Source organism: Streptomyces sp. PTL18, assembly GCF_059510295.1.
The window spans coordinates 14,947-33,268 of sequence record NZ_JCAJZO010000038.1 but is presented as its reverse complement, the minus strand read 5'-3'; the positions used below and the strand labels follow the sequence as shown (position 1 = coordinate 33,268).

At 70.0% G+C, this 18,322-nt stretch carries 18 protein-coding genes; 17 read left to right on the top strand and 1 reads right to left on the bottom strand.

Features of this window, described 5'->3' with window-relative positions; genetic code table 11:
- Positions 1–21: 21 nt before the first annotated feature.
- From folE to AC5WS8_RS36120, 7 genes are read left to right on the top strand one after another with little or no spacing between them, the layout of a single operon-like run.
- The gene (gene folE, locus AC5WS8_RS36150) at positions 22–651 is read left to right on the top strand and encodes a GTP cyclohydrolase I (RefSeq protein WP_496107727.1); all 630 of its coding nucleotides are present in this window, start codon (positions 22–24) and stop codon (positions 649–651) included.
- Positions 648–1,475, top strand: coding sequence for a hypothetical protein (locus tag AC5WS8_RS36145; protein WP_496107726.1), 828 nt, complete (start codon positions 648–650; stop codon positions 1,473–1,475). Before folE ends, AC5WS8_RS36145 begins: the two co-directional genes overlap by 4 nt.
- Positions 1,472–2,551 (top strand): hypothetical protein, encoded by a 1,080-nt coding sequence (locus AC5WS8_RS36140; protein WP_496107725.1) that lies wholly within the window; start codon positions 1,472–1,474, stop codon positions 2,549–2,551. Before AC5WS8_RS36145 ends, AC5WS8_RS36140 begins: the two co-directional genes overlap by 4 nt.
- Positions 2,548–3,240, top strand: a complete 693-nt coding sequence (locus AC5WS8_RS36135; RefSeq protein WP_006143029.1) for a dTMP kinase — start codon at positions 2,548–2,550, stop codon at positions 3,238–3,240. Before AC5WS8_RS36140 ends, AC5WS8_RS36135 begins: the two co-directional genes overlap by 4 nt.
- Positions 3,241–3,276: 36 nt before the next feature.
- Positions 3,277–4,206: a DUF2797 domain-containing protein gene (locus AC5WS8_RS36130; RefSeq protein WP_496107724.1), complete on the top strand. Its 930-nt coding sequence runs from the start codon at positions 3,277–3,279 to the stop codon at positions 4,204–4,206.
- 60 nt (positions 4,207–4,266) lie between these two features.
- A complete protein-coding gene (locus tag AC5WS8_RS36125; protein ID WP_496107723.1) occupies positions 4,267–5,112 on the top strand; it encodes a class I SAM-dependent methyltransferase in 846 nt (281 codons plus the stop codon).
- Positions 5,109–5,654, top strand: a complete 546-nt coding sequence (locus AC5WS8_RS36120; protein WP_496107722.1) for an NUDIX domain-containing protein — start codon at positions 5,109–5,111, stop codon at positions 5,652–5,654. Before AC5WS8_RS36125 ends, AC5WS8_RS36120 begins: the two co-directional genes overlap by 4 nt.
- A gap of 20 nt (positions 5,655–5,674) precedes the next feature.
- On the opposite strand, the gene AC5WS8_RS36115 is transcribed toward AC5WS8_RS36120, so the two are convergent.
- On the bottom strand, positions 5,675–6,205 hold the full coding sequence (locus tag AC5WS8_RS36115; RefSeq protein WP_259297237.1) for an NUDIX domain-containing protein: 531 nt from the start codon (positions 6,203–6,205) through the stop codon (positions 5,675–5,677).
- Positions 6,206–6,347: 142 nt separating this feature from the next.
- Between AC5WS8_RS36115 and AC5WS8_RS36110 the strand changes: the two genes are divergently transcribed.
- From AC5WS8_RS36110 to AC5WS8_RS36065, 10 genes are all read left to right on the top strand, one after another.
- Positions 6,348–7,556 carry a hypothetical protein gene (locus AC5WS8_RS36110; RefSeq protein ID WP_496107721.1) on the top strand — a complete coding sequence of 403 codons (1,209 nt, stop codon included), beginning with the start codon at positions 6,348–6,350 and terminating at the stop codon, positions 7,554–7,556.
- Between the two features lie 471 nt (positions 7,557–8,027).
- Positions 8,028–8,495: an NUDIX domain-containing protein gene (locus AC5WS8_RS36105; protein WP_496107720.1), complete on the top strand. Its 468-nt coding sequence runs from the start codon at positions 8,028–8,030 to the stop codon at positions 8,493–8,495.
- Positions 8,492–9,589 (top strand): DNA-3-methyladenine glycosylase family protein, encoded by a 1,098-nt coding sequence (locus tag AC5WS8_RS36100; protein ID WP_496107719.1) that lies wholly within the window; start codon positions 8,492–8,494, stop codon positions 9,587–9,589. Before AC5WS8_RS36105 ends, AC5WS8_RS36100 begins: the two co-directional genes overlap by 4 nt.
- Positions 9,590–10,166: 577 nt before the next feature.
- Positions 10,167–12,035, top strand: coding sequence for an ABC transporter ATP-binding protein (locus AC5WS8_RS36095; protein ID WP_496107718.1), 1,869 nt, complete (start codon positions 10,167–10,169; stop codon positions 12,033–12,035).
- 276 nt (positions 12,036–12,311) lie between these two features.
- A complete protein-coding gene (locus AC5WS8_RS36090; RefSeq protein WP_496107717.1) occupies positions 12,312–13,703 on the top strand; it encodes an MFS transporter in 1,392 nt (463 codons plus the stop codon).
- Positions 13,700–14,149: an NUDIX hydrolase gene (locus tag AC5WS8_RS36085; RefSeq protein ID WP_006143061.1), complete on the top strand. Its 450-nt coding sequence runs from the start codon at positions 13,700–13,702 to the stop codon at positions 14,147–14,149. Before AC5WS8_RS36090 ends, AC5WS8_RS36085 begins: the two co-directional genes overlap by 4 nt.
- Positions 14,150–14,340: 191 nt before the next feature.
- The gene (locus AC5WS8_RS36080) at positions 14,341–15,573 is read left to right on the top strand and encodes a methyltransferase domain-containing protein (RefSeq protein ID WP_496107716.1); all 1,233 of its coding nucleotides are present in this window, start codon (positions 14,341–14,343) and stop codon (positions 15,571–15,573) included.
- Positions 15,570–16,217 (top strand): HIT family protein, encoded by a 648-nt coding sequence (locus tag AC5WS8_RS36075; RefSeq protein WP_496107715.1) that lies wholly within the window; start codon positions 15,570–15,572, stop codon positions 16,215–16,217. The genes AC5WS8_RS36080 and AC5WS8_RS36075 overlap by 4 nt, the downstream gene beginning before the upstream one ends.
- Complete coding sequence (locus AC5WS8_RS36070; protein WP_496107714.1) at positions 16,214–16,936, top strand: class I SAM-dependent methyltransferase; 723 nt, start codon at positions 16,214–16,216, stop codon at positions 16,934–16,936. Before AC5WS8_RS36075 ends, AC5WS8_RS36070 begins: the two co-directional genes overlap by 4 nt.
- Positions 16,933–18,309, top strand: a complete 1,377-nt coding sequence (locus AC5WS8_RS36065; RefSeq protein ID WP_496107713.1) for a phosphotransferase — start codon at positions 16,933–16,935, stop codon at positions 18,307–18,309. The genes AC5WS8_RS36070 and AC5WS8_RS36065 overlap by 4 nt, the downstream gene beginning before the upstream one ends.
- Positions 18,310–18,322 lie beyond the last annotated feature (13 nt).

The window sequence follows — 18,322 nt, the reverse complement described above, 5'->3', positions numbered from 1 at the left end:
CCCCGGAAACGAGAGACGCCCATGACGACCTCTATCGCCAGCCCTGCGGCGGCGCCGACGGCTGCCGTCGCCGGGCCCGCTACGGTCATCGACACCGGCCGGGTCGCCGGCCTGATCCACCAGCTCTTGGTCGAGCTGGGCGAGAACCCCGCCCGCGAGGGGCTGACCGGCACCCCGGACCGCGTCGCGGCCTGGTGGAGAGCCTTCCTGTCCCCGGACGGCGCCGAAACGGCCACCTGCTTCACCGAGTCCCAGCTGGGTGGTCAGCTGGTCATCGTGGGCGGCATGAGCGTGTGGTCGCTCTGCGAGCACCACATGCTGCCCATGAACTTGCAGGTCACGGCTGGATACGTGCCGGGTGGCGAGGTGGTGGGCCTGTCGAAGTTCGGGCGGATCGCCCAGCACTTCGCCGGCCGACTGCAGGTCCAGGAACGCTTCACCCGCCAGGTCGCCGAATACCTCAACGGCGTGATCGGACACGAGGACATCGCCGTCGCCGTGCGCGGCGTGCACCTGTGCATGAGCATGCGGGGCGTACGGATGGAGGAGGCTCGCACCACCACGGTGCACTCGGGCGGGCGCTTCGGCACCGACCCCGTCCTTTCCCAGCAGTTCCTCACCCTCACCACCGGCCTGTGGGGGGCGTCGTGATCACCACGGCGGCCATCGACTTCTCCGTCATCGCTCCGCCTGCCTACCTGAAGAACTTCGTCGCCCAGGAGCCGGCCCGCGTCCACCACGTGGCCGCCCAGCACGTGCTGTCCGACGAGAGCTACCGGGCCTTCTTCGCTCGCGAGGCCGAGCGCGGCGCCGAGATCATCGTCGACAACGGGCTCTTCGACCTCGGCTACGCCCTGCCGGCGGAAAGCCTCGTCGAAGCCGCGCTGGCGGTGTCCGCGAGGGAGATCATCCTGCCGGACGTCATGCGGGACGGGGCCGCGACCTTGAAGGCGAGCGAGAAGGCCGCGCGAGAGATCGGGAAGCTGTCCGGCGACGCATTCCGGCTGTGCGCGGTCCTGCACGCCGCGGACGACGACGAGTGGCTGCGCACCTACGACGCCTTCGTGACCAGCGGCTGGGCCGGGGCCATCGCCCTGCCGGCCTCGCGTCGACCGGATCCCGACGAGCAACTGTGCCGCACCCGCTGGTTGGCGACCGCCTACCTGCAGGATCGCGGCCTGGTCGACGATCTGCTCATCTACCGGCTGCTCGGTCTGGGCCGGACCGGGCACCTGGAGCTGATCGAGCAGCGCGAGCACGAGTGGATCTCCTCCGTGGACGGCGCAGCCCCGGTCATCCTCGGCGCGATGGGCGTCGCCCTGCTGCCCGAAGGGCCGTACGAGAAGCCCTCCACGCCCCGCATCGAGAAGCTCGGCCCGATCCCCGAAGACCGGTTCGACCTCATCCGGAAGAACATCTCCGTCGTTCGCGCGGCGGCCGGCAGCACCGTGACGATTGCCGAGGAGCACCGATGACGCCCTTACTCGCCGACCGGACCCCCGGACTCCTGCGCGCCGCCCCGATCGAGCCGGCCGGGCACACCATGACCCACGCGAGGCTGCTGCGCTACCTGGAGATCAAGGTCCACCACCTCATCCAGGACCAGGACTGGGACAGCATCCGCGTCATCGGCGGCTACGACCGCACGGCGGTGGTCTCCCGGTACGAGAAGACCGGGAAGCTGTTCAACATCGAACGGCCCACCGCAGAGATCCACGGCCGTGACCTCGTCGTCAAGGCGTTCCCCGGAGCCGACTACGTCCAGCACTACGCCCTGATCATCGCCACGTATCTGGCCATGACCGGCCGCCCCGTCGGCACCGTCACCTATCAGCCGCCCGAGCAGGAGGAGTGCCGAACGGCGCTCGACGCGCTCGACCTGGAACTGGACGGCGACCTGGTGATCGTCGGCTGGGGCCTTCAGTACCTCGCTCCCGAGAACGGAGTGTGGACCCGCGGACCCGGCTACGCCTGGCAGCGCCTCGACGTCGCCGGCCGTCGCGTGGTCTACCTCGGGTTCCTCCACAGCATCTGGGGAGACGTGGCCGGACGCGTCGTCACGCGCCTTGCCGAACTCGGTGCAGGCGACGTCGTCTACGTCGGCAAGGTCGGCTCGCTGACCCCCGGCGTCGAACCGAACGCCTGGCTGGCGACCGGCAACACCAGCCTGGTACGCGGGGCGATGGTGAGCTGGGACGACTTCTTCGGCGACTACGCCGCCGCCCACGATGGGGTGCGCAGCGGCCTGCACGTGTCCTCCCCGTCGATCCTGCTGGAGAACCGCGACTGGCTGGCCCAGCACACCGCCTCGTACGCCTTCGTCGACCCGGAGATCGGCCCCATGGGGGCGGCGGCGCGCCAGGCGGGGATCAGATTCGGTTACCTCCACGTCATTTCCAACAACCTCGCCACGCACTATCCCGCCGACCTGTCCAATGAGCGTCACAGCGACGTCCTGCGCCAGCGCGCCGTCCTGGTGGACCGCATCCGCACCATCATCACCGGCCGCCTGACCGCCAGCCCGACCCACCCCCTGGGAGAATCCCGATGACGGCGAACGCGCCGACCACCACCGCAGCCGGGAAGCTGATCACCTTCGTCGGTGGTGACGGGGCCGGCAAGTCCACCCTCGCCGCCCGCCTGCACCAGGCCCTCAACGACGCCGGCCACACGGCAGTCCTCATCGGCAAGCACAGCACCGACGTCCGCCGGGACCCGGAGCTGTCCGCCTACCTCGACCGCCTCAACGAGCTGGTCTACCGGCGCGACGCCGGCGTCGCCCAGGCATGCGGCGACCACTACTGGCTGCTTGCCCTGGCCTCCTGGTACACCCTGCAGGACCGGCTCGTCATCCAGCCGGCCCTCGCCGCGGGAACCCACGTGATCCTCGACAACGCGCACCACAAGATCCTCGCTCGGTACGCGGTCAACCCCGAGGTCTCCCCCCGCCTGTGCGAGCAGGTCTTCGCGCATCTCACAAAGCCGGACCTGGTGTTCTTCCTGAACATCGGTGCCCGCGAGGCTCTCGTCCGCAAAGGCTCGTTCACTTCCCTGGAGGCCGGCCACGCTGGCGGCGGTGACGAGGACTTCATCCGCTACCAGGACACCGTCCTGGACCAGATGCGCGAACAGGCGGAGCGCGGCGCCTGGCTGACGCTGGACGTCGCCCAGTTGGACCGCGACCAGGTCTTCAAGGCCGCCGCCGCTGCCCTGGCCGACCGTCTGCGCCTGACCGTCTAAACCGGCCCTCCCTCCCCGATCGACAAGGAACGCACCATGGACAAGGCCCTGCCCGCCAGCGGGACATACGTCTGTCACGGCATCACCTGGGCGAGCGCAGACCCCCGTCTTCTGCTCGCCCCCGTGACCGGCGGACCACTCGTCTACGCCCCGGTCATGGGCAGGCGCCTGAGTTACCAGGTGAGCGGTACCGGCCGGTGGTGCACCGGCCGGTACCGGTTCGCCGACCGCGTCCGCGTCGAGGCGGTCGCCTGCCCTGACCGGGCCCCGGCCGAGGCCGGCGGACAGTGCCCGGCCTGCGCCGGGCGGGACGACTTCCGCTTCGCCCACCGGTTCCACTCCGGCGGGCATGTTCCCGACGCCCTGGCGGCGTACATGGCCCAGCCGCACTGGCTGTACCTGGCGACGTTCGCCGACGGCACCACCAAGATCGGCACCGCGGCCGAACCCCGTAAGCGCTCCCGCCTCGACGAACAGGGTGCCCTGATCGCTACCTACCTCGCCCGAAGTGCTGACGGCCGCGCCGTGCGGTTCCTGGAGGATGCCCTCACGCGCCACCTCGGCCTGACGCAGACCGTGCGAGCCGCGGCCAAGCTGACGGCCCTGGCCGAGCTGCGCGACCTCGCCCCGGCCGGTGCCGCCCACCATCAGCACCTCGACCGCGCCACCGCGGCCCTGAGCGGCCTGAACGTCCCGGCCACACCGGAGCCGTGGACGCCGCCCGGCGAAGGCGAACTGCTGCGGACGCCGAAGACCGGGCGCGCCTTGTACCCGCACGACCCACGCTTCGGTGAGCACGGGCTGACGGTGCTCTCCTGCCTCGGCTCCCAGGTCCTCGCCACCCTCGACGGCGACGGTGAACAACTGCCCTACCTGCTCGACCTCGGCACCCTCAAGGGCCGGCGCATCGTCCTCGGCGCACAGTTCTCCTCACCGCCCGCCGCCGTACAGTCCGCGCTCTTTTGACCCTGCCCGAACACCCGGCCTGCACTGCCGGGCCGCTCTGAGAAGCGAGGCCACAGCAACATGGCACCCCAGGACGCCATCCTCGGCTGGGACGAGGACAGCAACGCCGAGGCGTACGACGCCTTCACCCGCGCCCACCCCATGTACGACGCGACCAGCCGCGACCTTGCCCGCCGAGGCCATCTGGCCAACGCCAGCCTGGTGGTCGACCTGTGCGGCGGCGCCGGCGCGACCGCCCGCGCGATCCTCGACCTGATCCCGGCCCGCGCTCGGGTCGTCTCCGTCGACAACGCCGCCGCAATGCAGCGTGTCGGTCGCCGCACCCTGACCGACGCCCGCCTGACCTGGATCACCTCCCCGGCCGAACGGCTCGCCGACCACCTGCACGCCAGCAGCGCCGACGCCGTGGTGTGCAACTCCGCGATCTGGAAGACCGACACCGCCGCAGTGTTCGCGGCCGTCGCCCACATCCTGCGCCCAGGCGGGCGCTTCGTCTTCAACATCGGCGGTGGCTTCGCCGGCGTCCGGCACCCCGACGAACTGTCCACCCGCACCGGACCTACCCTGAACGCCCTCATCCGCCAAGTCGCCGCTGAGACCCACGGATACACCCCACCGCCGCGCGACGCGGACAGGCCGCCGAAGCTGCCGCTGAAAACCGTCACCGAGCAGCTGACTTCAGCCGGACTGACGGTCGTCGGCACAGAGGTCACCGCCCAGCACAGCACCATGGCCGAGAAGAAGGCGTGGCTGTCCATCCCCATCTTCGCGCGGCCCGAGGGCGACTTCACCCACGCCCAGCGGATGCAGATCCTCGACACCGCCTACGCCATGACAACCCCCGACGCCCCGGCCGTGACCAGCTGGCTCGTCGTCGTCGCCCAACGGCCGGAGGCCACCGCATGACCCCGGCCGCCCCGGCTCCCGACGGCGGGGCCCCCCTCTGTGACCACGCAAGCGTCGGGGTACTGATCTCCTCCCCGAGCGGCCTGCTGGTCTTCGAGCGGGCGATTCCTCCGGCCGGAATCGCCCCGGTCGCCGGCCACGTCGACGAGCATGGCGGCCCCGAGCAGGCCGCCCGCGACGAAGTCACCGAAGAGGTCGGTCTTACCGTCACCCACCTGCACCTGCTGCTGGACCAGTGGCGGCCCAACCACTGCCACCGCACGCCCAGCGGTCCGGTCGGCCACCACTGGTGGATCTTCCAGGCCGAGGTTTCCGGATCGCTGTGCCCCTCGCCCCGGGAGGTCCGCACCCCTCAGTGGATCCACCCGGCCCAGCTGCAGCAGCACGCGCTGCGGACCGCCGCGCACGCCAACGGATGCCTGGACCGTGAGGAGTTCCAGCGCGAACCCGGCCTGGAGCCGGTGTGGTGCCGCTTCCTGCACGACCTTGAGCTCGTCACCCTGCCCTCGGCCGACCTCGAGCGGATCGAGGCCATCCTGTGAACGGCGGCCAGGGGCCTGCCTCAGCGGGAGCCGACCGCCCGGCCCGCTGCCAGACGGCGAGCGTGCGCACGGATCCGCTCGCGGTCCTCGGGGAAGACGCTGTCCCAGCCTGTGTCCAGACGGAACCATGCCGCCGGCTGGTTCTGCTCCCCGGCGAGCGGAACGTCGCGTCCGACGATCGCCGCGTAGGACAGGCCCAGCGTCGGAGTCCAGTCGGCCCGGTAGGAACGCACCGCCACGGCTGCGGGCTCGGGCAGCAGCTCGCAGCGCAGGCCGGTCTCCTCCAGCAGCTCTCGTGCCGCCGCCGCACGCGGCGCCTCGCCCGGCTCCACCTTGCCGCCTGGCGGCACCCATCCGCGCACGCGGTGCTTGACCAGCAGGACGTGCTCGAAAGCAGGGTCGGTGACCCACACCTCGGCCGCCAACGGCTCCATGGGATGCCGGCGGGCTTCCTCCAGCCAGGCCCGTGCACCGTCGAACTCCCATGCGGCGAGGCGGGCATCCGCAACAGCCTCGTCCAAAATCACCTGACCGACTTCACCATGACTCACCCGCCCCACCCTAGGCCGACAAACCGGCCGGACGTCGCAGCGACGAGCAGGCAGCCATCCGGGGATGTCCGGCCGACCCGGTGGCCCCTTCGGGCTGCAGGGCGATCACCCGTGGCACCCGCTTCACACGAAGGAGACCAGCGTGCCCAATAAGCAGCCCTCGGACCGGGGAGCCTGGGTCGTCCTCGGCGGCGTCCACCTCCTCAACCGCACCGCGCCACGGCGACCAGACGATCCGATCGTGCTCGTACGGGTGCCACCGCAGGAGGTATGCCGACCGGCCACCACCGTGGTCGTCCGCTGGAACGCGCTGGGGCCCTGCCCGGCCGAAGCGCTGCACCCCGGCGGCACCCGGCTCGGGGCGGCCAGGATCGACGGCGGCGAACTGTTCCCCGACGCCATCGCCGGCCCCGCCCTGCGCGGCCTGGTCGGCAGCGAGGCCGCCCCCGGCCTGGTGCCGCTGTGCTACCTGGCCGAACACCCCGGCGGCGGCTACCACGCGTACGCGCAGATCCGCTTCCACCCCGAGGACGCCTGCTTCGTCCGCACCACCCGGGACCCAGTAGGCCACGGCCCGGTCGAGGAACTGCGCTGGTTCGACCCCGTGCTGACGGCGCACGCAGAGTCGAGCACGGCGCTCAACAACCATCTGCGGTACTTCCGCAAGCACTTCTCCGGCACCGAGCTGGAGATCAAGTACACCCTCGACCCGGCACCGGACATCTGGTCCGCGTCCATGGAACTGCTCAAGGCCCTGCGCGACGGCAAGCTGGAAGGCTGCCGTCCGGAGTACCGGGAAGAGTTCCAGATCCACCACACCGAGAACCATCTGTTCGACGTCACCGGCCCCGAGCCCGAGATCGGCTACGCCTCCTTCATCCCCACCGTCACCGCCGGGCACGTGCTCAAGCGAAAGTGGTTCACCGAGGACGCCTTCGCTCGCCGCGAGGAACTCACCCCTGGCCTCGACATCACCCCCGACCGCTTCGAGACGTTCCTGCGCGAAGACCTGAACCTCCAGGTCCGGGCCATGCCGCCCTTCCAGCGCGTCCGCTACGACATCCAGTGCGAGTCGCTGCGCACCGGACACGTCTACGGCATCTTCCTCGACCGCTGCGCCCTCCTGGCGGCCCCCGACGTGGTGCTCTCCCAGTGCGAGCTGGAGTACCTCCGCTCACGCAGCATCCTCGACCACGACCAGGACGAGATCCTCATCGAGATGAAGCGGATCGACAGCTGGCTCTGCGAGTACCTCGCCAGTCACGGTTGGGCCGCCGAGCACACCTTCTACTCCAAGCGCAGCTTCCTTCGCGACGCCATCGCCCTCCGCCCGGACCTCGCCACGCGATGACTGACCAAGCGCCCCCCGGCAATCCCCCGCAGGAGGTACCGCAACCCACATGAGTGATCGAACACTGCATCACAGCCCGCCCCACCCGACCGCACAAGGAGAGAGCCCGGTATTCGAAATCGCGTTCTAGATTTCGCCCCCCTCCACCCGTTACGGCTACAGCAGGACCGCCGTTACCCGATCACCTGTCCGCATCTCGCCCCGAGGAGTCCCCATGCATCCCGTACGCCGTCCTGGACTCGTTCATCCTGCGTTCGAAAATGCCGTTACCTCCTCGGGCGCCAGCCTTCGCCTCACCTCCGGTCGCGCATCTCTGCTCGCCGACGGGTCACGACCGGATACGAGGTACCTGGCATGACGCAGCCCACACCTCTCCCGTCCTCCGTCCTCACCTATAGCTTTCGGCACGGCGGTGCCCTCGTGACCAATGATCGGCACACCCGTAGAACGCCTGGTACAGGAGGGCCGCCCGTGAGCGACTCGCCTCACCAGCTGATCGCCGACGTGGCACAGGTCCTGCTCCGTACGAACGGCACCGCCCTGTGCGTACGCCGCGCACTGGACGCCGCCCTCGCACCGGGACAGCTCACTGTCGTGGGCGGCCACCTGGAAGTCGGCGAACCACTCGACCATGCTGCGCGACGCGAGGCCATGGAGGAGGTGGGGGTCCTTATCACTGCTGAGCAGCAGGAGTTCTGCGGGCTCATCCACCACCACGACTCCGACAATGGCCTGGACCGGATCACCGCCGTGTTCGTGGCGCAGTCCTGGACGGGTGAGCCGTACAACGCCGAGCCACACAAGCACGAAGGGCTCTTCTGGGTGCCGATGGAACGACCGTCGCCGGACTGTCACCCCTACACCGCCACCATCTTCCACATGCTCACCCACGACCCGTCCTACCGGGCCATCAACTGGCCTGCGGGAGGCGCCCGGTGAAGAGATTCTTCGGCCCGGTCACGATGGCCGATCCGCAGGTCTCCGACGCCGAACACGAGCTGTTCGGCGGCCCCCTGCGACCCACGGCCGCCACCCAGGAGCATGACGTGAACCCCCGCACCCTCGACCACACCGACACCTTCGAACTGCCCGTCACCGGCGACGGTCCATTCAACGCCCTGCACACCTTCTGGAAGCCGTCCCACTACGCCACCGGCCTCGAAGCACACACCGAGTCCTGCAGCTGGCGTACCTTCCGAGTCAGCGACCTCGTGGTCGGAGTCCGGCTGCATGCCGAGGACCGCACCGTGATCGCCGACATCTACACCGACGGTGACTTCAAGCCCGCCTACCGCGAGGAGCTGACGCGTCGGCTCATCTCTTCATACGGGTTGGACGAAGACCAGGCGGCGTTCGCGGAACTCGCGTCTCGCGTGCCCGCAATGCGCGAGGCACTCGCAGCCCTGGGCGGGATGCGGCAGTCGTGCCCGGAGGACCACTTCGAGATCGCCGTGATCGCCCTGCTGCTGCAGAACGTCACCATCGGCCGCACCGCCCAGATGACCCGCAACCTGCTGGTCCACTACGGCCGTCTCGTCCACTTCGACGGGATCACGCTGCGGGCCTGGTTCACCCCAGACGAGATCGCCCACGTCTCGCCGGAGACGCTGAAGGAACGGGACCGGCTGGGCTTTCGCGCCAAAAGCCTTCCGCATTACGCGGCCTACTTCCGCGACCACAGCACCGAGGACCTCAAGGCCGCCGGAAACCTGATGGAGGCCGTCCAGGAAATCAAAGGAGTGGGCCCCTACACCGCCGCGGTAATTGCCTCCCACGCTTCCCGCGACCCTGCCGTCTTCGGCATCGACGTGTGGAACCGCAAGATCCTTGCGCGCAGCCTCCTCGACGCTGACGACGCCCCGCCGGAGACCGTGATGACCCGCCTCAACGAACTGTTTCCCGGCTACGCCGGCACCGCCGGCCTCTACCTCGTCGAGCACGAGTACCTGACCAATCCTGTCGCCCCGCTCCTGCGTTCCGGCCCCGACGCCCTCACCGCATGGAACGCGGCGCTGGAGCAGACCGGAACCTGACCCACTCCAGGTCGAGAGCAGCGGACGCCACCGCCGCCGCTGCTCCTGGTTGCCATGCCCGCACCGCGCCCGACGGGACCCCCCGCAACACCTCGAAAGGGTGATCCCAACTGTTCGAGCGACACAGGCGCGACCCACGACAAGGCCCGCTTGACCCCTGCAATCCAATAGAACATCCGTCCACTATCTGCCCCAGATCTGCCCGTGACAGACCCGTCCGGGGGCCGTTGTTAGAGCACCAGTACCCCTCGTGCGTCCATCCGGAGGACTCCGTGAACCCTGTGCCCGTCCCTGCGAATCCCTTCGCCGCATTCGAACGTCCTATGCCGGCTGTCCCGCGCTCCGTACGATCCGGGCGGCAAGTTGACGCCGCCGCCCAGCGCGCAGCACGACCGGATACGAGGTGGGCAGCATGAGTGAGCCCACCGATGCATCACCCGACAACATCCCGGGGCCGCGCACCGCCCCGCTGGAGTCCACACCCTCTTCGTTGCCTCCCGGACCGACGACCGGGCCCGACGCGTCCTCTACAGCCGAGCCGGATGAGCCATCGGAAACGGCTGCCAGGGAGCCGCAGATGCGGTACGTCGATCTGACGGGCAGCCGTGAAGCGGCCGGCCGTTCGATCAGGATGCGCGATATGGCCCGGCGGCTGCCGCAGTTGGTACGCCGGTCACTGGCTCTCGCGTGGCGGGTCGACCGCCGAGCGACCATCGGTCTCCTGCTCTGCCAGGCCGTCACCGGCGTGATGCAAGCCCTCGGCCTGGTCGCCATCAGCGGCACCCTGACCGCCCTGCTGACCAGTGGAGACGTCTACCAGCGGCTTCTTCAGGCGTGGCCTTCTGTGGCCCTGCTGGCGGGCACCGCCGGCGTACGCGCCCTTCTGGGGATCACCGTCTCCTGGTTGTCTTCCCGGTTGGGCCCGCTGATGTCGCGCGAGGCCGAGCAGATGCTCCTCACCGGCTGCGCCGAGGTGGAGCTGTGCGCCTATGACGAGCCCGACTTCAACCACGACCGCGAAGCCGCCGACCGCGGGGCGCAGGTCACCGGGGACCTGATCGACGAGGGGCAGGACCTGATCGCCTCGTCGGCCTCCTTCGTCGCTGGAGCGATCGTGCTGGCCGGCGTGCACTGGGTCCTTCTCCCCCTTCTGATCGCGGCCAGCCTGCCGCAGGCCCTGGCCCAGGTCAGCGCCGCACGGGTGCGATACCTGGCGAATCTGCGCAGCAACGGCGACCTGCGGATGCTGTCGATCCTGCGCTGGCACATCTACACCAAGGAGGCCGCCGACCAGATCCGTGCCGGCACCATGGCCGGTTTCCTCTCCGGCCAGTACCGGCAGACGGTCGCTCGGATCAACCGCGAGGACCGCGCCGCCGCCGATAAGGGGGCCCGCATGTCCCTGATCGGCGCGCTGTGCGGCGGCGTGGGTTCGGCGGTCGTATGGGCAGCGGTCGTGTGGCTGCTGGCCACCGGCCGCATCAGCGTCGGACACGCCGGGACGGCTGTTTTCGCCTTGCAGACGGTGGGCCAGTCGGTCCGCGGTCTGGTCTCGGTAGGGGCGCGCGCCGTGCGCACCGGCCTGTACATGGACGACTGGAGCGGCTTCCTGGACAAGGCCGGAGGGTTCCGCATGCGCCGGGGTGCGCATCGCCCGGGGCCGCCGAAGAAGATCGAGATCAAGTCGGTCACACACCGGTACGCGGGCAAGAGCCAAGACGCTCTGTCCGACGTCACGCTCACCCTGCGCCAGGGCGAGGTCACCGCCCTTGTCGGCTTCAACGGCTCGGGTAAGTCGACGCTGTCGAAATTGATCAGTGGCCTGTACCTGCCCACCGAGGGTCAGGTGCTGTGGGACGGCGTTCCCACCGGCGACGCCGAGCCGCAGGCGCTCTGGCAGCAGGTGGCCCTGGTACCTCAGACCTACGCGCGCTGGCCGTTGACGGTGCGGGAGAACATCACCCTCGGACAGCCCACGGCGCGTGGCGACGCGGCGGTACGTGAGGCGTGTGAGGCCGCCGGCGCCGACGAGGTCGTGGACAAGCTCGGCGCCGGCCTGGACACCCTTCTCGCCCGCGAGTGGCTCAACGGGGAGGAACTGAGCGGGGGCCAGTGGCAGCGCATTGCTCTCGGACGGGCGTTCTTCCGCCAGGCGGGGCTTTTGGTCCTTGACGAGCCGACCGCGAACCTCGATCCGCTTGCCGAGTACCGGATTTTCCAGCGGCTACGGGGGCTTGCCCGGGACCGGGTGGTACTGCTGGTGACCCACCGCATCACCAGTGTCGCCGTGGCCGACCGGATCGTCGTTCTCGACGAGGGCAGGGTCGTGCAGGAGGGCACCTACAAAGAGCTGGCCGAGCAACCGGGTCTGTTCCGGCAGCTGCTGTCGTGCCAGGTCTCCTCGGATGCCCGGGACGATGGCGCACAGCGGCAGGCATCCGCATGAGCACACGCCCGCGGAAGAGCATCGTGTTCACAGACCTGTCCGCCGTCGTGAGCACACAGCACACCGTCATGCCGGCCCGTCCGGATGCCGATGTGCTGACCGGCGCCCAACCATGTGACACCCCCCTTCTGCGGCGGAAGGGGGTTCTGCTCCGCGGCTGTATCCGGGGCAGCGACCCGGCCGTGGACACTGCGATGCCTGGGATGCCCGAGCAACGCGATCACGCAGCCACGGTCGTGCCGGGCGTGCGCCCGACGGGATCCGAGGGGGTACGTCATGTCCTCCTCGTGTGACCCCGTCTCGTCGGCCGGGCGGACGTCGCTGTGGCGGCACCAGGACTTCCGTCGGTACCTGACCGGCCAGGCCGCCAGTGTGGCCGGCAGCTCGATCAGCTCGATGGCTCTGCCCGTGCTGGCCGTTCTTCAACTGGATGCCAGCCCTGCTCAGGTTGCCTGGATCACGTTCATGGGCCAACTCCCGCCCGCGCTACTGGCGTTGCACGCCGGAGGGCTGGCCGATCGGCGCTCCAAACGGAAGCAGATGATCACCGGAGATCTGGTCAGCGCCGCCGCGCTGGCCAGCGTGCCCGCAGCGGCGGCGCTGGACAGGCTGTCCCTGGTCCAGCTCATGGTGGTCGCTGCGGTGCATGGTGCGGCAGGGGTGCTGCATGATGCCGCCGCGATCAGTCTCCTGCCCAGCTTGGTCGACCGGTCCCTGATCCAACGGAGCAACAGCCGTATCGGCGCCCTGTTCGCCGTCGCCGCCACCGCCGGCAGCAACCTCGGCGCCACCCTGACCGCGCTCCTCGGACCGGCCCGGGCACTGCTCGGTGACGTCGGCTCCTACCTCGTCAGCGCCTGGTGCACCGCCCGCATCCAGACACGCGAGACCACCCGGGCGCGAGCGGGAAGCCACCGTCTGCACACCGAGATCGGTGAGGGCCTGCGGTACGTACGCCGTGACCACCGGCTGCGCACGCTGACCCTGGTCAACGCGACCACCTCGGCCGCCCTGGCACTCCTCAACACCCTGTGGGCCCTGTACCTGCTCAAGTCCCTTTCGATGAGCCCGACCGCCTTCGGCGTGGTCCTGGGGCTGGGAGCCCTCGGCGCGGCGGCAGGAGCGCTTGCCGCCCCGGCGCTCGCGCGACGGTACGGGCCCGGGCCGATGATGCTCGTCGCGCTCGCGCTCACCCCGCTCACCCAGATCCCGCTGCTGCTCGCGTCCCCAACCGTGGCCTGGCAGACCGGCATCGGCGCCGCCCTGTTTCTCCAGCTGGCCTTTGCCGCAGCGGCGGGAACCACCCAGCGCTCCATTCGTCAGGTCGTCACCGCCGATGACATGCAGGCCCGCATGCAGGCCGTGAGTACCTGGCTCACCTCAGGCGCCCGGCCGGTGGCCGCCCTGGTCGCGGGCAGCCTCGGGACACAGATCGGGGTACGGCCCACCCTGTTCGTCGGCACCTGCCTGCTCCTCGTCCCCCTCGTGGTCCTCTACCGCTCCCCACTACGCGGCCTCCTCCAGATGCCCGAAGCCCAGCCCGTCCCCTCCCCTCCAGGAGATCCACTCATGCAACCACCCGCCCCCTCCCCCTCACCTTCACCCGGCGCCGCCCCCGTCGGCGACGGACAGCACAATCCCGCGGTGGGCGGAGGTGGTACGGCGTGAGCGCGGAACTGAACGTGATCGGCGGCCACCTGTACCTGGAGCGGGACGGCATGGTACTGCTCGGGCAGCGGCACCCGGATTCGGCATACGCGGGCGGCCAGTGGCATCTGCTGGCAGGCCATGTGGAACGAGAACCGGCCCGGACCTGCGTGGCACGGGAGGCGCGGGAGGAGGCGAAGCTGGTCGTCGCCGAGGAGGACCTCGTCCTCGTGCATACGGTGCACCTCCTCGACCACGAGGACGCCGTCCCGCGCGTGGGCTTCTTCTTCCGGGCCAGCCGGTGGGAGGGCGAGCCCCGCGTGCTGGAGCCGGACAAGTGCCTGCGTTGGGCCTGGTGGCCTGTCGACGGCCTGCCGGAGCCGACCGTTCCCTACACCCGAGCGGCCATCGAGGGGATTCGTGCCGGCCGGCTGTATACCGAGATCGGTTGGGAGCGGCGGAAGTGAGCGCCCCGGAGATGGACACGCACCGGCCTGGTCCTGAAGCCGCCCAACAGCCGGACTCCTCTTGCAAACACCGCGCACAGATCCCGGATACACCCGCGCCTTGCGGTGCAAGCACTGCAAGAACGGCCGTAGGCCCATCCGGTCAGGAAGGAGGAGAGGGTTCTGCATCGAGCACGTCACACCGTCCAAGGATGTCCGCTGACCTGCTCGCCGCAACAGCCGCCGCCCGCACCGCGATGGTCGACCGCCTCGTCGCCGACGGCGTGCTGACCGACCCGCGGCTGCGCGATGCCCTCCTACGTGTGCGGCGGGAAGTCCTTCTCCCCCACGCATACGTCCGGGTCAGCGGCCCAGGCGCGGATCCGATCGACTGGCGGCTCCTCGACGGCTCGCACCCCGACGACCAAGCGGAGTGGCTCGACCTCGTCCACAGCGGCGACTCCGTCCTGCTCCAGCGCGACGGCGAGCCGCTGGACGCCCTTCGCCGAGGACCGGTGACCGGCGGCCACATGACCTCCATGAGCACCTACGCCCCTGCCACCGTCGAGGTGTTGCAATGCCTCCAACTGGATTGCGGGCAGCGGTTCCTGGACCTTGGTTCGGGTCCGGGGATCTCCCTGGCGCTCGCCGCTGCCATCACGGGCCCTGGCCGTGCCACCGGGGTCGAACGCGATCCGCACATGAGCGTGTTCGCCCAGCGGAACCTGGACCGGCTAGGACTGGGAGCGACGGTCGTCGAAGGTGACGCGCTCAACGGACACGCCACCGGGGCACCGTATGACCGGATCCATTCCGGCACCGGCGTGCCCTGCATCCCGCTGGCCTGGGTGGAGCAGCTCGCCCCCGGCGGAACGCTGCTGACCACGCTCGTGACCAGAACGCCCAGCTGGCCAGGTCAGATGCGCGCCACTCGCACGATGAAGGGCAGGCTTCAGGCGGTGCTGACGGGCAGGCCGCGCGGCCACCGGCCCCTGCTCGGCTACGAGTGGCTCACCGCCGTGACCCACCGGCCCAAGGTCAAGGCTGACCCCGGCCGACCGCGCCCAACCCGGCTCGCGCCGCCCGACGATGACGCCCACGGCTTCTGGATCGCCGCCGCGTACCTGGCACCGGGCTTGGTCAGGGATTTCCAGGCCGACACGATGACCATCGTCGCCCCGGAGGAGGATTCCTGGGCGGTGGTCGGCCCCGGCGACGGCACGGTCCGCGTGCACGGGCCGCGTGATGTGTGGGCCGAACTCGAAAACGTCCACGACGCTTGGGAGCGGGCGGGCCGTCCGGACACGTACCGGGTCGATATTCCGGACGGCGGGGGCCCGCAGCGCGTCGCCTCCGGTCCCGGCCGGATGACCCTCACCTGGACGCTGCCCCCGCTCGCCGCCGTCCCCCACCAGACGTCTCCATCGCTCGGGAGTTGTCCATGACCCAGCAACGGCACCCCGTTCCCCCGCCCGCCGACGGCCCCAGTCGACCGGCTGGGTGGTCCGAGGAATTCCTCCGCCACCGCGACGGCCAGGGCTGCCCCATGTGTGACAACGACTTCGCCGCCGAAGACATCGGCTGGGGCATCCTGCTCCACCAGGGCGAAGTGGCCAACGCCTACCTGTGGCGCTCGGGCCAGGTCCGGGGCTACTGCGTACTCATTCACCGCGGCGCACCGCACGTCGCCGAGCCCACCGACCTCTCAGACGCCCACGCCGCCGCGTACTGGGCCGACACCCTCACGCTCGGCAAGGCCCTGACGGCGTTCTACCAGCCGATGAAGATGAACTACTCCACCCTCGGCAACGTGGTGCCCCACCTCCACACCCACATCGTTCCCCGCTACGCCGACCACGCCGACCCGGCGCCAGGCGGGCCGCTCCCGTGGACGGCCCTAGATACAAACCGCCCGGACGAAGTACAGCTCCAGGCGGACGCCGCCGCGCTGCGCGCGCTGCTGGAGCAGGCAAGAGGGGCCGCCCGGATGAAGAGTCCGGGGACCTGTTCGCCTCTGCGGCGGCCGATTACGCCCGATACCGGCCGGGCATCCCGTCCGAAGCGGTCCGCCTACTCGTCGGCACAGTGAGAGGTGTCGCTCGGCCTGTCGTGCTCGATCTCGGCTCCGGGACCGGGCAGGTTGCAGCTGCGCTGCTCCCCGCTCTTGCGCATGAGGCCCGCCTGGACCTAGTGGATCCGGACCCAGGGATGCTCCGCGAGGCCACTGAAACCCTCGCCCCGCTCCTGGGTGACAGTCCCGCTGGCTTCCACTGCGTGCGGGCCGAGGACTTCACGCCGCCGTTCGACGGCTACCGAGCGGACCTGGTCACCTGCGCGCGGGCGTTTCACTGGATGCCCCGCCCCGCGGTCCTCACGATGGCCGACCGCGTCACCGCTCCCGGGGCCGGCGTGGCGATCATGGGGGATGGCAGCCTCTGGACCTACCAAGCGCAGTGGACGGCAGATCTGCAGCGGCTCATCCAGTCCTACCTCGGCCCCGAGCGGCGGGCCGGCACCGCTGGGGCGTACACCGAGCCGGGGCGCCGCTACGAGGACGACCTCGCCGAGTCCGCGTTCAGCGACGTCAGCGAGCACCGGATCCCGGTCCGCCGCACGTGGACACCCGCAGCCGTGGTCGGTTATCTACGCAGCACGAGCTTCGCCCGCCCGGCACTCTTCGGCGATCAGCACGCACGGTTCGAGCAGGAGGCCCACTTGCTGCTGGAGGAACACGCCCGAGGCGAACGGCTCGTCGAGGACGCCGTGTTCACCATGCTGCTCGCGCGCCGCCCCGGCGGTGACCGGTGAGCGGGGGGCGGCACACCGAGCCGCTGGACGTGCACCTGGTCGCGGTCCGCGATACCGCGGCCGGCCCCGAAGTGCTCCTGTCCCGGCGGGCCGGCGACGTCTACGCGACAGGACTGTGGCATCTCCCATCTGGTCACCTCGACCCCGGAGAGGATGTCGTCACCGCGCTCGTGCGGGAGACCAGCGAGGAGACCAGCGTCATCGTCGACCCCGCTGATATCCGCGCGGCCGTCACCATGCACCACCGCTCCCCCGGCGGGGGCGCACGCGTCGGGTTCTTCTTCGAGGTCCGGCACTGGCGCGGCAACCCCCGCGTCATGGAGCCGGACCGGTGCGACGCTATGGGCTGGTTCCCGCTCGACGCGCTGCCGCAGCCCATGGTGGCCTACTGCCGGGCCGGGCTGGACGCCTACCGGGCCGGAGCCCGGATGGCCCTGCATTTCCAGGAACCCGGCGATCCCATCGCCTACGCCCCGGCCGTCGACCGGCTGCGCCTCGTGCCCGACGCCGGTCCAAGCAGCACGGTCCCTGAGGACGCGGTGCGGGACTTCGTCGAGCGGGCGGTCGGCAGGATCACCGGCTGGACGGATGTCTCCTGGGCACGCAAGGGCAGTCAGGTGTGGCGGGCACGCGATGCCGAGGATTGGGTGTGGTTTGTCAAGATCCACCAGAACGACCGCTTCCACCAGCGCGAGTTGGCCGCATACCGCAGCTGGGTTCCCCGTCTGGGCCCGCTGGCACCCCGTCTGGTGGCCGCCGACGAATCACTGCGGGCCATCGTCATCACCACGGTGCCAGGCCGCTCCCTGCACGGCGCCGTCCACCCGCCCGACCAGGAGCGGCGGATCTTCCACTGCATCGGGCAGCTCGCGGCAACCATTCACCGCAGCGCCCCGGCACTGCCGCCCCTCCCCGACTCTCTGCCGCTCGAGAAGCTGGAACGGCACCTCGACCGCGCACGCGCCTACTTGGAGCCCGGGGACGAGGCGTTCATCCGTGCCACCGCAAAGGGGGCCGCTGGTCTGCCGGCCCTGGAGAGGGTTCCCACGCACGGTGACTTCCAGCGGCGGAACCTTCGCTGGGAGCAGTCGACGGGCATCTTGTACGTGATCGACTTCGAAAGAAGCGAAGGCGGTTCGGCCGTCAGGGACTTCGTCCGCTTGTCCGACGCCTGGGACGGACGGCCGGACCTGCACGAGGCCCTGATGACCGGATACGGCCGCCCCCTGTCCCTCGCCGAAGAAGAGCACCTGGTCGTCCTGTCCGTATTGGATGCCGTCTCCGGCATCCAATACGGCGCCGCCCACGGCGATCCGGAACTCGTCGAGCGAGGCCGCACCCTGGCCCGGCTCCGCGCAACGAACCGTCTTTGACCAGCACACCACA